This is a genomic window from Jeotgalibacillus sp. ET6, from assembly GCF_029667115.1.
Classification (GTDB): domain Bacteria; phylum Bacillota; class Bacilli; order Bacillales; family Jeotgalibacillaceae; genus Jeotgalibacillus.
In genome coordinates this window covers 76,567-88,985 of sequence record NZ_JARUIU010000005.1, presented here as the reverse complement: position 1 = coordinate 88,985, position 12,419 = coordinate 76,567, and the positions used below count along the sequence as shown (strand labels likewise).

At 43.2% G+C, this 12,419-nt stretch carries 16 protein-coding genes; 10 read left to right on the top strand and 6 right to left on the bottom strand.

Features of this window, described 5'->3' with window-relative positions; all coding sequences use genetic code 11:
* The first annotated feature begins 13 nt into the window (after positions 1-13).
* On the top strand, positions 14-829 hold the full coding sequence (locus tag P6709_RS14230) for a carbohydrate ABC transporter permease (protein WP_442905337.1): 816 nt from the start codon (positions 14-16) through the stop codon (positions 827-829).
* Between the two features lie 83 nt (positions 830-912).
* Here the strand turns inward: P6709_RS14230 and P6709_RS14225 are convergent, their stop codons facing one another.
* The gene (locus P6709_RS14225; RefSeq protein ID WP_278241598.1) at positions 913-2,322 is read right to left on the bottom strand and encodes an MBL fold metallo-hydrolase; all 1,410 of its coding nucleotides are present in this window, start codon (positions 2,320-2,322) and stop codon (positions 913-915) included.
* A gap of 188 nt (positions 2,323-2,510) precedes the next feature.
* On the opposite strand from P6709_RS14225, the gene P6709_RS14220 reads away from it, so the two are divergent.
* From P6709_RS14220 to P6709_RS14200, 5 genes are all read left to right on the top strand, one after another.
* Positions 2,511-3,326, top strand: a complete 816-nt coding sequence (locus tag P6709_RS14220; RefSeq protein WP_278241597.1) for an amino acid ABC transporter substrate-binding protein — start codon at positions 2,511-2,513, stop codon at positions 3,324-3,326.
* Complete coding sequence (locus P6709_RS14215) at positions 3,313-4,011, top strand: amino acid ABC transporter permease (RefSeq protein ID WP_278241658.1); 699 nt, start codon at positions 3,313-3,315, stop codon at positions 4,009-4,011. Before P6709_RS14220 ends, P6709_RS14215 begins: the two co-directional genes overlap by 14 nt.
* A 15-nt stretch (positions 4,012-4,026) precedes the next feature.
* Positions 4,027-4,773 (top strand): amino acid ABC transporter ATP-binding protein, encoded by a 747-nt coding sequence (locus P6709_RS14210; RefSeq protein ID WP_278241657.1) that lies wholly within the window; start codon positions 4,027-4,029, stop codon positions 4,771-4,773.
* 351 nt (positions 4,774-5,124) lie between these two features.
* Positions 5,125-5,925: an HAD family hydrolase gene (locus tag P6709_RS14205; RefSeq protein ID WP_278241596.1), complete on the top strand. Its 801-nt coding sequence runs from the start codon at positions 5,125-5,127 to the stop codon at positions 5,923-5,925.
* 93 nt (positions 5,926-6,018) lie between these two features.
* A complete protein-coding gene (locus P6709_RS14200) occupies positions 6,019-6,483 on the top strand; it encodes a DUF4064 domain-containing protein (protein ID WP_278241595.1) in 465 nt (154 codons plus the stop codon).
* Between the two features lie 41 nt (positions 6,484-6,524).
* Here P6709_RS14200 and P6709_RS14195 read toward each other — a convergent pair whose 3' ends face one another.
* The 3 genes from P6709_RS14195 to P6709_RS14185 are packed head-to-tail and all read right to left on the bottom strand — an operon-like array spanning position 6,525 to position 9,309.
* Complete coding sequence (locus P6709_RS14195) at positions 6,525-7,253, bottom strand: (2Fe-2S)-binding protein (RefSeq protein ID WP_278241594.1); 729 nt, start codon at positions 7,251-7,253, stop codon at positions 6,525-6,527.
* Positions 7,250-8,311, bottom strand: coding sequence for a FecCD family ABC transporter permease (locus P6709_RS14190; RefSeq protein WP_278241593.1), 1,062 nt, complete (start codon positions 8,309-8,311; stop codon positions 7,250-7,252). Before P6709_RS14190 ends, P6709_RS14195 begins: the two co-directional genes overlap by 4 nt.
* Complete coding sequence (locus P6709_RS14185; protein WP_278241592.1) at positions 8,308-9,309, bottom strand: FecCD family ABC transporter permease; 1,002 nt, start codon at positions 9,307-9,309, stop codon at positions 8,308-8,310. The genes P6709_RS14190 and P6709_RS14185 overlap by 4 nt, the downstream gene beginning before the upstream one ends.
* Positions 9,310-9,465: 156 nt before the next feature.
* Here P6709_RS14185 and P6709_RS14180 point away from each other — a divergent pair, with 156 nt between their 5' ends.
* The gene (locus P6709_RS14180; protein WP_278241591.1) at positions 9,466-10,437 is read left to right on the top strand and encodes an ABC transporter substrate-binding protein; all 972 of its coding nucleotides are present in this window, start codon (positions 9,466-9,468) and stop codon (positions 10,435-10,437) included.
* 149 nt (positions 10,438-10,586) lie between these two features.
* On the top strand, positions 10,587-11,012 hold the full coding sequence (locus P6709_RS14175; protein WP_278241590.1) for a pyridoxamine 5'-phosphate oxidase family protein: 426 nt from the start codon (positions 10,587-10,589) through the stop codon (positions 11,010-11,012).
* A gap of 15 nt (positions 11,013-11,027) precedes the next feature.
* Here P6709_RS14175 and P6709_RS14170 read toward each other — a convergent pair whose 3' ends face one another.
* On the bottom strand, positions 11,028-11,168 hold the full coding sequence (locus P6709_RS14170; RefSeq protein ID WP_278241589.1) for a hypothetical protein: 141 nt from the start codon (positions 11,166-11,168) through the stop codon (positions 11,028-11,030).
* A gap of 94 nt (positions 11,169-11,262) precedes the next feature.
* On the opposite strand from P6709_RS14170, the gene P6709_RS14165 reads away from it, so the two are divergent.
* Positions 11,263-11,733 (top strand): GNAT family N-acetyltransferase, encoded by a 471-nt coding sequence (locus P6709_RS14165; protein WP_278241588.1) that lies wholly within the window; start codon positions 11,263-11,265, stop codon positions 11,731-11,733.
* Position 11,734: 1 nt separating this feature from the next.
* The gene (locus P6709_RS14160) at positions 11,735-11,896 is read left to right on the top strand and encodes a hypothetical protein (protein WP_278241587.1); all 162 of its coding nucleotides are present in this window, start codon (positions 11,735-11,737) and stop codon (positions 11,894-11,896) included.
* 73 nt (positions 11,897-11,969) lie between these two features.
* Here the strand turns inward: P6709_RS14160 and P6709_RS14155 are convergent, their stop codons facing one another.
* The gene (locus P6709_RS14155) at positions 11,970-12,158 is read right to left on the bottom strand and encodes a DUF2187 family protein (protein WP_278241586.1); all 189 of its coding nucleotides are present in this window, start codon (positions 12,156-12,158) and stop codon (positions 11,970-11,972) included.
* Positions 12,159-12,419 lie beyond the last annotated feature (261 nt).

Here is a 12,419-nt window from a genome sequence, read left to right as displayed (position 1 = left end):
AGTGAAGAAAAAAATGAACTTCGGAAAGATCTTTTTATACATTATTTTATGCACCTATGCAGTTGTAACACTGATTCCCTTTTTATGGGCGCTGTCCTCTTCCTTTAAGCCGCTGTCGGAAATCGTAAGTGGAGCGATAAACTTTATTCCACAGAACTTTACATTGGACAACTACCGTCAAATTTTTATTGAACAGGAATTGTTCCCTCGCTGGATGTTTAACAGTGTATTTATTGCCACGGTAGGAACAGGCCTCAATATCCTGTTTAATTCCATGGCAGGCTACGCTCTTGCCCGTCTGACTTTTCCGGGGAAGAAGGGTCTGTTTATCATTATCCTTGCTGTTTTAATGATTCCAGCACAGGTAACAATGATTCCAAACTATTTAATTCTGCGCGAATTTGGGTGGTTAAACAGTTATCAGGGCATGATCGTTCCTTCTATGATCAATGCAACGTTTATCTTTATGATGCGCCAGTTCTTCGTTAACTTTCCAAAAGAGCTTGAGGAAGCTGCAGCGATTGATGGACTCAGCCGGATCGGTACATTTTTCAAAGTGGTTCTGCCGCTTGCCAAACCGGCTCTTGCTGCTCAGGCAATCTTTGTTTTCATGGGATTCTGGAATGACTTTATGCGTCCGTTGATCATCATGACAGATTCAAGCATGTACACACTGCCTCTTGGATTGAATACGTTTAAGGGTCAGTTTGTCAGCTACTGGAATTACATCATGGCTGCTTCCATGGTCTTTACACTGCCGGTGCTGCTGATCTATGCGTTCTTTAATAAATACTTTATTAAGGGCTTGTCTCTTACTGGAGGAAAGTAAGACCGAGGAAAATTAGAATGGCATAGAAAAGAAAAAATTAAAGACTGTCCGGAAGTGATTTAATCACTTCTGGACAGTCTTTTTTACCTTGTCACTTTTTCAGGATATTTTTCTTTCCAGGCACCAAAGCCACCTTCTAAATGAATAACCTCTTTAAAGCCGAGTGACAACATGACACTTGCTGCAATGGCTGATCTGGCCCCGGATTGGCAGTGAATCAGCACCGGCTTCTCTTCATCAAGCTTCTTTCCTTCTTCACGTAAATGGCCGAGCATCTTGTGCTGTACACCCTCCATATGTCCGCCGGTCCACTCCGTGTCATTGCGGACATCAATGATCTGAACCGGGTCTTTTTCCTTTAACTGCTCGAACATTTCCTTGCTTACAGTTTTATAAGAAGCAGTTGCAATGGATTCAATCGATTTTGGATCGATCAGCATGATAATTTGATCCAGGTGAATGGATTGAAGAGCAAGGATCGCTTCATCTGCTTGAGATGAATTGACGATTAAAGCGATTTTTTCATCATAATCCACCAGCCAGCCGGCCCAGTTTGGCAGCATTTTTCCCAGCGGTATATTGATTGAGCCGGGAACGAGCCCTTTTTCTGCTTCTTTAGAGGGACGGGTGTCCAGTAAGAAATGTCCTTTTTGAGCGGCCCATTTTACTACTTCCTGTGGATCTGACACCCAATTCTGCTCGCTGCTTTCTAAAATTGAAGGTCCGAGCTTATTAACTTTCTTCATTTGGGCAAAATAAGCTGGAGCTTCCGGTTGTTCCTTTAAGAGTATATCGACAAAAGTTTTCTTATCCTTCTCCTGAAGAGCCCAGTTGGTTTGTTTTTCATAGCCGATCGTTGAGTGCGGTACAGCTCCCAATGATTTACCGCAGGCACTCCCTGCCCCGTGCCCCGGCCAAATCATCAAGTGGTCTGGAAAGTTTTTAAAGCGCTGAAGCGATTCGAACATATCTTCCGCACCAGATCTTGCAGTGCCTTGTGCTCCAGCAGATTTCTCAAGTAGATCCGGGCGCCCGACATCGCCCACAAACACAAAGTCTCCTGTGAAAATTCCCATAGGCTGATCGGCTCCTCCTCCAACATCTGTTAACAGAAAGGAGATGCTTTCCGGAGTATGGCCCGGGGTATGAAGCACGTCAAACTGAACATTTCCAATCTTAAATGAATCCTGGTCTTTCAGGTTCGTTACATGAAGGTTGTCTGTATAGTCATATTTCCAATCAGCATCACCTTCGTCAGAAAGATATAGTTCAGCTTCATGTTTTACGGCAAGCTGACGTGCCCCTGATACAAAATCTGCGTGAATATGCGTTTCCGCAGCTGCTGTAACGCGAAGTCCCTCTTTTTCCGCGTCTTGAAGAATGCCCTCAAGATGCCGGGGAGGATCAATGACAATGGCCTCGCCTGTTTTCTGGCATCCCACTAAATAAGAATATTGGGCAAGCTTTTCGTCAAAATAGGATCGCAAAAACATAAAATACGCCTCCTCTATTCCAAAAGTACACCGTTTTAATACCCAGCAGGGTATATGAGTAGTTAATCATGTTATAGCTGAATATTCAAACCTTTTGTTTCCGAGTCAATAGTGTTTACATTTTCACAGCTTCATAATACAATCACATAAGTTATTTATTAATCCGATAAGAATGGGTGGTTATTAAGATGAAAAAATGGATTGGAATTTCTGCGATAGCGCTGTCAGGGCTGCTTGGTGCATGTGGATCAGAAGATGCGGCAAATGAAAATGAAGGAGCACAAAGCAGCGGCTCCGAAGAAAATCTTCTGGCTCAAATTCAGGAAGAAGGCACGATAACAGTGGGAACGGAAGGCACGTATGCTCCTTTCACTTTCCATGATGATACAGATAAATTGACTGGGTATGACGTAGAAGTTATGAACGAGATTGCAGAGCGCATGGGCGTTGAAGTAGAGTATAAAGAAACACAATGGGACTCCATGTTTGAAGGATTAAACTCTTCCCGTTTTGATGTGATTGCCAATCAGGTTGGGATCAATGAAGAGAGACTTGAAACGTATGATTTTTCAATTCCTTATACGTACTCAGGGGCTGTTGTAGTCGTTCCGGAAGATAACTCTGACGTTTCTGCTTTTGAAGATCTGGAAGGGTTGAATTCTGCACAGTCTCTTACGAGTAATTACGCTGAAATAGCGAAAGAATATGGTGCTGAATTAGTTCAGGTAGAGGGACTTGCCCAGGCAATCGAATTAATTAAAACAGGCCGCGCAGAAGTGACCGTAAATGATAAACTTGCTATTTTGGATTTCCAAAAACAACAGCCAAATGCAGGAATTAAAATTGCTGCAGAAGAAGACAATGCTTCAGAGAATGCTTTTATGTTCCGCCAGGGAAATGAAGAATTAATTGAAGAGTTTGACAAGCACTTAGAAGAAATGCAAGAAGACGGGACATTGGCTGAAATCTCAGAAGAATGGTTTGGTGAAGATGTATCTCAATAATCTATTGGCAGCAGCGGATCCTATAGTGGATTGGGATTTATTCCAGTCCTCGCTTTGGCCGATGATTCAGGGCGGAATTCAATACACGATTCCGCTTACTCTTATTTCTTTTGCTATTGGGCTACTGATCGCATTATTGACAGCATTAGCCCGGTTATCCAACAGTAAGATTCTAGCCGGGATTGCAAGAGTGTATGTGTCGGCTATACGAGGGACGCCTTTGCTTGTTCAATTATCCATTATTTTCTTCGGGCTCGCGAGCATCGGGCTCGTCATTGATCCATTCCCAAGTGCTGTGATTGCGTTTTCCCTGAATGTTGGGGCATACGCTTCAGAAATTATCCGTGCCTCTATTCTCTCTGTGCCTAAAGGGCAGTGGGAGGCGGGACAAGCTATTGGAATGACACATAGACAGGCACTGGCGCGGATCATTCTGCCTCAGGCCACACGTGTTTCCATTCCCCCGCTTTCCAATTCCTTTATCAGTTTAGTAAAAGATACGTCGCTTGCTTCTACGATTCTGGTAACCGAATTGTTCAGAAAATCACAGGAAATTGCTGCAAGAACATATGAATTCATGCAGCTTTATATTACTGCTGCCATTCTGTACTGGATTGTTTGCTTTACCTTGTCTGTCATTCAGGGCAGAATTGAAAAACGACTCGATCGCTATGTGGCGAAGTAAGGAGGGATCTTTATGCTGTTATCTGTTGAAAATCTTCACAAGTCATTTGGTGAGATGAATGTGTTAAAGGGAATTGATCTTTCAATTGAAAAAGGCAGTGTCGTGGCGATTATTGGTCCCTCCGGATCAGGCAAAACGACGATGCTTCGCTGCTTCAATGCACTTGAAATGCCTGATAAAGGGACCATACAATTTGAGCAGGATTTCAAGCTCAGCTTTGATAAGGCGCCGTCAAAAAAAGAAATCCTGCAGCTTCGGAGAAAGTCAGGCATGGTTTTTCAATCGTACAATTTATTTCCACACAAAACAGCGATTGAAAATGTAATGGAAGGTCCTGTCGTTGTACAGAAAAAAGAGAAAGCAGCCGTTAAGAAGCTTGCGGAAAGCCTGCTTAAAAAAGTCGGGTTAGAAGAGAAGATGCATCTGTACCCGCACCAGCTATCCGGCGGCCAGCAGCAGCGCGTCGGCATCGCAAGAGCTTTAGCGATTGAACCGGAGCTCATGCTGTTTGATGAACCGACCTCTGCACTTGACCCTGAAATTGTAGGTGAAGTGCTGCATGTTATCCGTGATCTTGCAAATGAAGGCTGGACCATGGCGATTGTAACGCACGAATTGAAGTTTGCTGAAGAAGTTGCCGATCACGTTATCTTTATAGACGGAGGGCATATCGTAGAGCAGGGGCCTCCTGCAGAACTATTAAAAAATCCTCAGGAACCGAGAACGAGACAATTCTTAAACAGGATATTAAATCCTTCATAACAAGAATCAAAGAAGTAATCTTATAAATAATAAGAGGTGAGCGGAGCGGATGGTGGCGACTCCAGCAGGAGATGGCGGCAAGCTGAGACTTTCCAGGGCAAGGTCCTGAGAAGGCTCAGCGCCGTCTCTGCCGAAAGCGTCCACCTGAAGCGCAGCGCCGGTAAAAGAGCTTGAGACAGTTTTTGTCCCAAGCTCTTTAGTTTATCCGATTCCTCTTGAAGGGATACATATGAAACCTCAATGCCCAACTCTTTTTTCACTTTAAAATGTACCCGCCCTTCATAATAATCGTGCATTCCTGAAGATTTTTTGTCACAATAAAGGAATCAAGTAATGAAAAGAGGGTTCAGAATGCCAAAAGCGATTTTTTTTGACTTGGACGATACACTTTTATGGGATAAGAAAAGCATAGAGGAAGCGCTGCTCTTAACAGCACAGCAAGCAATGGAGACCTATAAAGTCGATGCAGAACGCCTTATTCAGGACGTAAGAGAAATTGCCCCGGCCATTTATTCTTCCCTGTCAACACACGACTTTACTCAATTAATCGGTATAAATCCTTTTGAAGGACTTTGGGGAGAGTTCGGAGACCCCATCCACCATATGTTCAGAGAAATGGGAAACATTATGCCGGAGTATCGAAAACAAGTCTGGACAAAGGCTTTAAAGAAACAGGAAATATTTAATGAAGAGTTTGGTTTTGAATTAGCCCATCAATTTATTGAAAACAGAAAACGAACGCCTATCCTGTATGAGGAAACCTTTGAGGTGCTTGATGCGTTAAAGGGACAGGGAATCCGGCTGCTGCTTCTTACAAATGGAGCCCCTTCTCTGCAAATGGAAAAGCTGAAACTGACGCCGCAGCTCGTTCCTTATTTTGAGCATATTGTGATTTCAGGAAACTTTGGATTTGGCAAGCCGCATGCGGAGATCTTTGAACATAGTCTCCGGCTAATGGACCTTCCGCCTGAAGATGTCTGGATGGTGGGGGACAACAAAAAAACGGATATTCTTGGAGCAAATCGTGTAAACATCCGAAGTGTATGGATTCAGCATGATGATCTGGATGAAAAAAGAAGTGAGAAAGACGGGGTTCCGGATACCACCATCAATCGATTAAAGCAATTGTTGACTCTGGTAAAAAATAATTAGTAATTTTTAAGCATAATTCCGAAACTTTAGGTGTATTTTTCCGTAGAATAGGGGAATTGTTTAATAAACATACATATTCAGGAGGTCGTAAAATTGAAAAGAACCGCAGAAATTGTTTTAAGTGTGATTGGTGTTATCTTAAATATTTTAGTCGTTTTAGGTATATTTTTAACCAACAACTTTCTTTCGGATGAAGAGGTCAGAACTGAGCTTGAGGCAGAAATGGCGAATGACCCTGATCTTGCAGCGACCGGTACGGATATGTCCGGCGTTATGGATATGTTAAGCGGCTTAGGCATGTTTTTTAATATCGTCATCATCATCAGTACGATATTAAGCATTGTTGCAATTGTGGTTTTGCGTGGTAACCGTAAACCGAAGCTTGCAGGAGGATTGCTTTTAGGAAGCGCCGTACTAGTATTCCTTGGTACCTTTTTTATTGGTTTTCTGCCAGCGCTGCTTTTCCTCATTGCCGGAATTATGTGCTTTGCCCGCAAACCAAAGGTTCAGGACGAGCATATGCATGACCAGCGTGATGATGAGTTAAGACCCTTATAAAATGCGTAAAGGCTGTCCCAATTAGCGGGGCAGCCTTTTTTTCATATCACCTTAATTTGAGAGCAGGTAGAGCACTTTGTTCCGCCGGGCAGTTTGTGCTTATAGCAGCATGTATGCCTGACCCGCATTCCGTTCTCCATCACCCTTTTTGATTTTACAGAAGATAGATAAGCAAATGGATTGAGTGTTTCTTCGCCAAAAAATGATTCGCTGGTCAACTCATTCCATTGACCTTCCCAATCATTACGCCCAAGCTCCGGAAGGGAGGGAGCAAGTCCCTCGTAAAACCACTTTAGATAGATAAAAACATTTTCCCATAAGATTATTTCGTGTACCCTGCATGCCTCTGATATCGTTGACACTAAAGGCTTAAGCCACTTATGAAATTGCATTTTAACGGCTTCGTCCCATTGTTCAGAAGTCAGACGGACGGGATAAACGGTAATTTGTGAGGCTTGAAGCTTTATATAAAAAAATAATGGGTCATCGCTTTTTACAAGGTGAAGGGAAGATGCCTGCAAGTCCCACACTTCTCCCTCTTTATAAAATGCCAACAAAGCACCCACATAAGCAAAGGCAGCACGTTTCATGACAAGAGAACCTGTTACATTCAGCTTAGGCGCCCGCTGAATCGCCTGTATCGCTTCAAAATCGCGAGTGGCTGCCTGCGCATTGCTCCAGGATGATAGGGTCCAGTTTTGTTCATCAGGCTCTCCAAAGGAGATCGCAGCGTTTTCACTTATAAAATGCTTCAATTCAACCTGTGTCATGTTTTTTTGCTCCTTTCTTTAAACAGTAAGTAGATAAAATAAGGCGCGCCAATTGCAGCAGTGAATACACCAGCCGGAACTTCAAGTGGAGCAGCGATTAAACGGCCAATCAGGTCGGCCAGCATAACAAGAGCAGCACCAATAATGGCCGACATCGGAAGCAGGGCGCCGTAAGAGGAACCGATCAATTTACGGGCTAAATGGGGTGCCATTAAGCCGACGAACCCTATACCTCCAGCAAACGCTACAGACCCGCCTACAAGCCCTGTACTGAGTAATAAAATAAGAATGCGCTGCTTGGTCAACTTCGAACCCATGGCCTTTGAGACGTCGTCTCCAAGCTCAAGAAGATTCACATGTCTTGCCATAAACAAGCTTAGTATAAACAGAACCAGGACCCAAGGAAAAAGGATCCACACATGGCTCCAGGTTGAGCCGTTAACCGATCCGGTAATCCATATATTCGCCTGGCTTGCCCTGTAAATAGGACCAATGAGCATTAAAAGGGTTGTGCATGCATTCATAAACATGGAAAGCCCAATTCCAATAAGCACAAGTCTGACAGGAGCAAGCCCGTTTTTCCAGGAAAATAAATAAACAAGAATTGCTGCTAAAAAGGCACCTGTAAAAGCAGATACAGGAAGCCATTGGATAGAGACCATCAATGCCCCGTTTGAATCACTGAAAAGCACAAGGAAGCCGACGACAAATACGCTCGCCCCGCCTGAAACTCCAATAATATCCGGTGAGGCAAGGGGGTTGCGCACCATTCCCTGCAAAAGAGCACCTGCGACGGCAAGAGCTACTCCAACAAGAAGTGCAATAAGGATTCTTGGCAAACGGAAATCCACCACAATGAGCTGGTTCAGAGGCTCACCGCTGCCAAAAAAGACCGTTAAAATTTCAACAGGATTGATCCATACATCTCCAAGTCCCAGACTGAAAATAAAGATACCGATTGCAGCCAGCAGCGCAAAGATCGTACTTAAAAAGGTTTGTTTATCGAATAAAAAGGAAATGACGTTTTTACCGATTCGGACGGGAACAAATCGCTTCATGATGCAGTCCCCACCTTTCGTGCAATATAAATAAAAATTGGCGTTCCAATAATGGCAGTCATTACGCCTACTGGAATTTCCTGAGGCATAATGACGTAGCGCGCAAGGATATCAGCTGCAAGCAGCAGGTTCGCTCCGAGAAACGCAGACATGGGAATGAGCCAGCGGTGATCAATCCCGATCCATTTTCTGGCCAGGTGGGGAATCATGATGCCGATAAATCCTATCGGACCTGCAATTGCAACAGATCCGCCTGCCAGTAAAACCACGATCACACCAATCCATAGCTTTACCATTCCAGTTTTTATTCCCAAACCGCTGGCTACATCGTCTCCCATCGCCAGTACATTAAAGGATGGGGCCAGTAATAATGAAAGAATAAATCCGCCTGCAATATAAGGGAGAGAGGTCCAAAGAAGGGCGATATCCCTGCCTTGAACAGAGCCGGCCAGCCAAAAAAGGACCTGCTCCAAAGCAGATTCATTTAAAACGAGAAGTCCTTGAGTAAGTGAACCAAATAAAGCGCTCATCGCAGCCCCTGCTAGAGTCAGCTGCAAAGGAGACAGGCCTTTCCGGTCCAATGATCCAAGCCCAAAGACTGTAATAATGGCAATGGCTGCGCCGAAAAAAGCCAAAACCGCAAATGCCTGCAGTGAATTAAGTTGAAAAATGGTTACACCTATTACAACAGCAAGACCAGCGCCTGCGTTAACACCAAAAATGCTTGGAGAAGCAAGCGGATTTTTGGTGAGCGTCTGCATCAGTACACCAGCTACAGCAAGAGCAGCCCCGACGACAGCTGCAATCAGCGCACGGGGAATTCGGACAGACTGTATAACCAGATGGGCGGTAGAGCCGTCAAACTGAGTAAGCGTTTGATAAATTTGGGTAAATGAAGTTTGCTGGTAACCGAATCTAACACTTGCTGTCATGAGCAGAAGCGTAAGAAGAAACGATCCCGTCAGCGATATAATGGCAAAAGATGTTGTTTTTTTCATACGTATATTCCCTTCTACTGAAACAGTCGTCCTCATTATAACGAACTTTCCCTGCATTGAAAACGGTTTTCAATTAGTAGTTGACATCATCGTTCCAGTAAATTATGATAATGATGACATTTGAGAACGATTATCATTATCTTTGGAGGAAAAAACATGAACCGAAATGCATTATTCTTTTTATTATCAGGTTTGTTTGCATTAATAGTGGCAGGCTGCAGTTCATCTGATACCGAACAAAGCAGCGAATCTTCCGACAGCTCTGGAAACTCTGAATCAGAAGAAACCTATACAGTTGAGCACGCAATGGGAGAAGCAACAATTGAGGGAACACCCGAAAAAGTAGTGATTTTAACAAATGAAGGAACAGAGGCGCTTTTATCAATGGGCGTAACACCGGCAGGCGCAGTACAATCCTGGACAGGAGATCCTTGGTATGAGCATATCAAGGAGGATATGGCGGATGTTGAAGTCGTTGGGACAGAAAGTGAAGTAAATGTTGAAGCGATTGCAGCGTTGGAGCCCGACTTAATTATCGGAACAAAGCTGCGTCAGGAAGCTGTTTATGAGCAGCTGGAAGCAATTGCCCCTACCGTTATGTCCGAGACGCTAAAGGGTGACTGGCAGGAAAATTTCGAACTTTATGCCGAAGCTCTGAATAAGCAGGAAGAAGGCAGCCAGGTAATGGATGAGTTTAATCAGCGGATAGAAGAGTTAAGCGGTGAGCTTGGTGATGAGCACCTGGAAAAAGAAATTTCTATGGTTCGCTTTATGGCCGGAGACACAAGGATTTACCATAAAGATTCTTTTTCCGGCATTATTCTGAATCAGCTTGGTTTTGCACGTCCTGAAGAACAGGACATCGATGATTTCTCAGAAAACGGAGTAACCAAAGAACGAGTGGGAGCAATGGAAGGTGATGTTCTTTTCTACTTTACCTATGAATCCGGTGATGGGGAAGGAGTTAAAGTGGAAGAAGACTGGTTGAATGATCCCCTTTTCCAAAATCTTGAGGTTGTCCAAGAAGGCAATATTCACGAAGTAAGTGATACGATTTGGAATACAGCAGGCGGTGTAAAAGCAGCCAATTTGATGCTTGATGATATCGAGGAGTACTTTTTAAATTAACTGCATGCACTGGAATGAAACCGGGGAGATGATCTTCCCGGTTTTTTGCCGGGCAAACCAGTCCAATTCGCACGCCGCTGTAAAAACATGTTTTAAATACATATCTCGTGGAAAATAAGGAAATATAGAAAGTAAAGGAGCTGACCATAATGAATCAACAAGAATTAAAAGAAAAAGTTCTGTCTGTATTAGAGCAAAATAAAATCGGAACACTTTCAACTGTAAAAAACAATAAGCCTCACTCAAGGTACATGACATTTTTTAATGAAGGCTTAGTACTTCATACACCAACAAACCGTGAGACGCATAAAGCCGAAGAAATTGATGAGAATCCATTTGTCCACATTCTTCTTGGCTATGACGGAGAAGGCTATGGAGACAGCTATTTAGAAATTGAAGGAACAGCTGTGATCAGAGATTCTGAGGACTTAAAAGAAAAGCTATGGAGCGACCGTTTTTCAAACTGGTTCGAAGGTCCGAATGATCCTGAGTACATCGTGCTCGAAATCGAACCAACAGCTATTCGTTTAATGAATAACAATGAAAAGCCGCAAACACTTGAAGTAAACGTATAAAAGAAAATCCTGCCGCTATTTTCTGCCGGCAGGATTCTTTTTTTTAGAGGCTGCTTTCAGCCGGATATAAAAAGCGATAGCACCAAGGATAAACAGGATCACGGCTATGCCTGTCCAAAATAAAAGGTCCACTATAAGCGAGGCTGCTTGTTCCATTTGATCATTCCTTTCAAATAGGAAGGATGAATTTTTCCCGCAATCTAATTATAATAGAAGTACCGAGTGGAATAAAGGACAGGAGAGTGCAGGTATGGAGTGGGAATTACATACATTTGAAGAGTTAACCGTGCATCAGCTATATGAAATCCTGATGGCGCGAAATGCAATATTTGTCGTGGAGCAGGAATGTGCTTATCAGGAGATTGACGGTCATGATCCAAGGAGCTTTCATCTGACTTTGAAGGATGGAGAAAGGCTTATCGCCTATGCACGGCTGCTGCCGGCAGGGGTAAAGTATTCAGTTCCATCCATAGGACGCATCATCGTTGATCCTGCATACCGCGGCAGCGGCTCTGGGAGAAAGCTTCTTGAAAAGTCGCTGGACATCATGCTAAACGAGTGGGGAGCAGACGAAATAAACCTGCAGGCGCAGGTCTATTTGAGAGAGTTCTACCGTTCATTTGGCTTTGAAGAAACGTCTGGGGAGTATCTGGATGATGGCATTCCGCATGTGGATATGAAGATGATGGTGAAGAAAAAAGCAAGTAAAGGAAGTGAGTAAGGTGGAAGGGAAGAAACTTGTGCTGATTATTACCGCTTTAGTCATCGTTATGGCCATTATAATCTTTATTCTTGTCAGCAATTTTGAACCGGGCGGAATGGATCCGGAGGAATCGGCGATTGGTCTTCTGCCTCTATCAAAGTTCATCGCTCTAGGTATGTAAATACGTGCAGGGGAACAGTTTTAACAAAAATCAGATGCGATTTCTTTATAAGAAACCCCATCTGATTTTTTGCTTATTTTTGAACTAATTCATAATTTTCGTGTGAAACCACTGTAAAATTTGTGCCGTAATCGAGTAACAAAGCATCGTCTTCAGAAATATTTACAATTACAGAACGCTCGAGAATTTTTGTGACTTCTCCTGTAATTTCAAATCCGTGACGAGTAAATCGCACAAATTGTCCTACATTTGCCATTGTCATCATAACACCCCGTATTCCATAGTGAAATAAACTGATATTATTCATTTTTACCTATTTTACAGCAGTTGCGGAAAGAATGAAACTTTTGCCTCTTTCAGCCTCACAGAAGAACCAGCATCGTTACTGGTTCTTTGTATTTTACTATATATTTTTACAAATAGGGTGAAATTTCAGTGATTTGTGTACATTCTTTACTCAAACACTTTAGTATGATGTAAACAAGGTGTTTGTTACAATGAGTTCTATGAAAAAGTTACATGG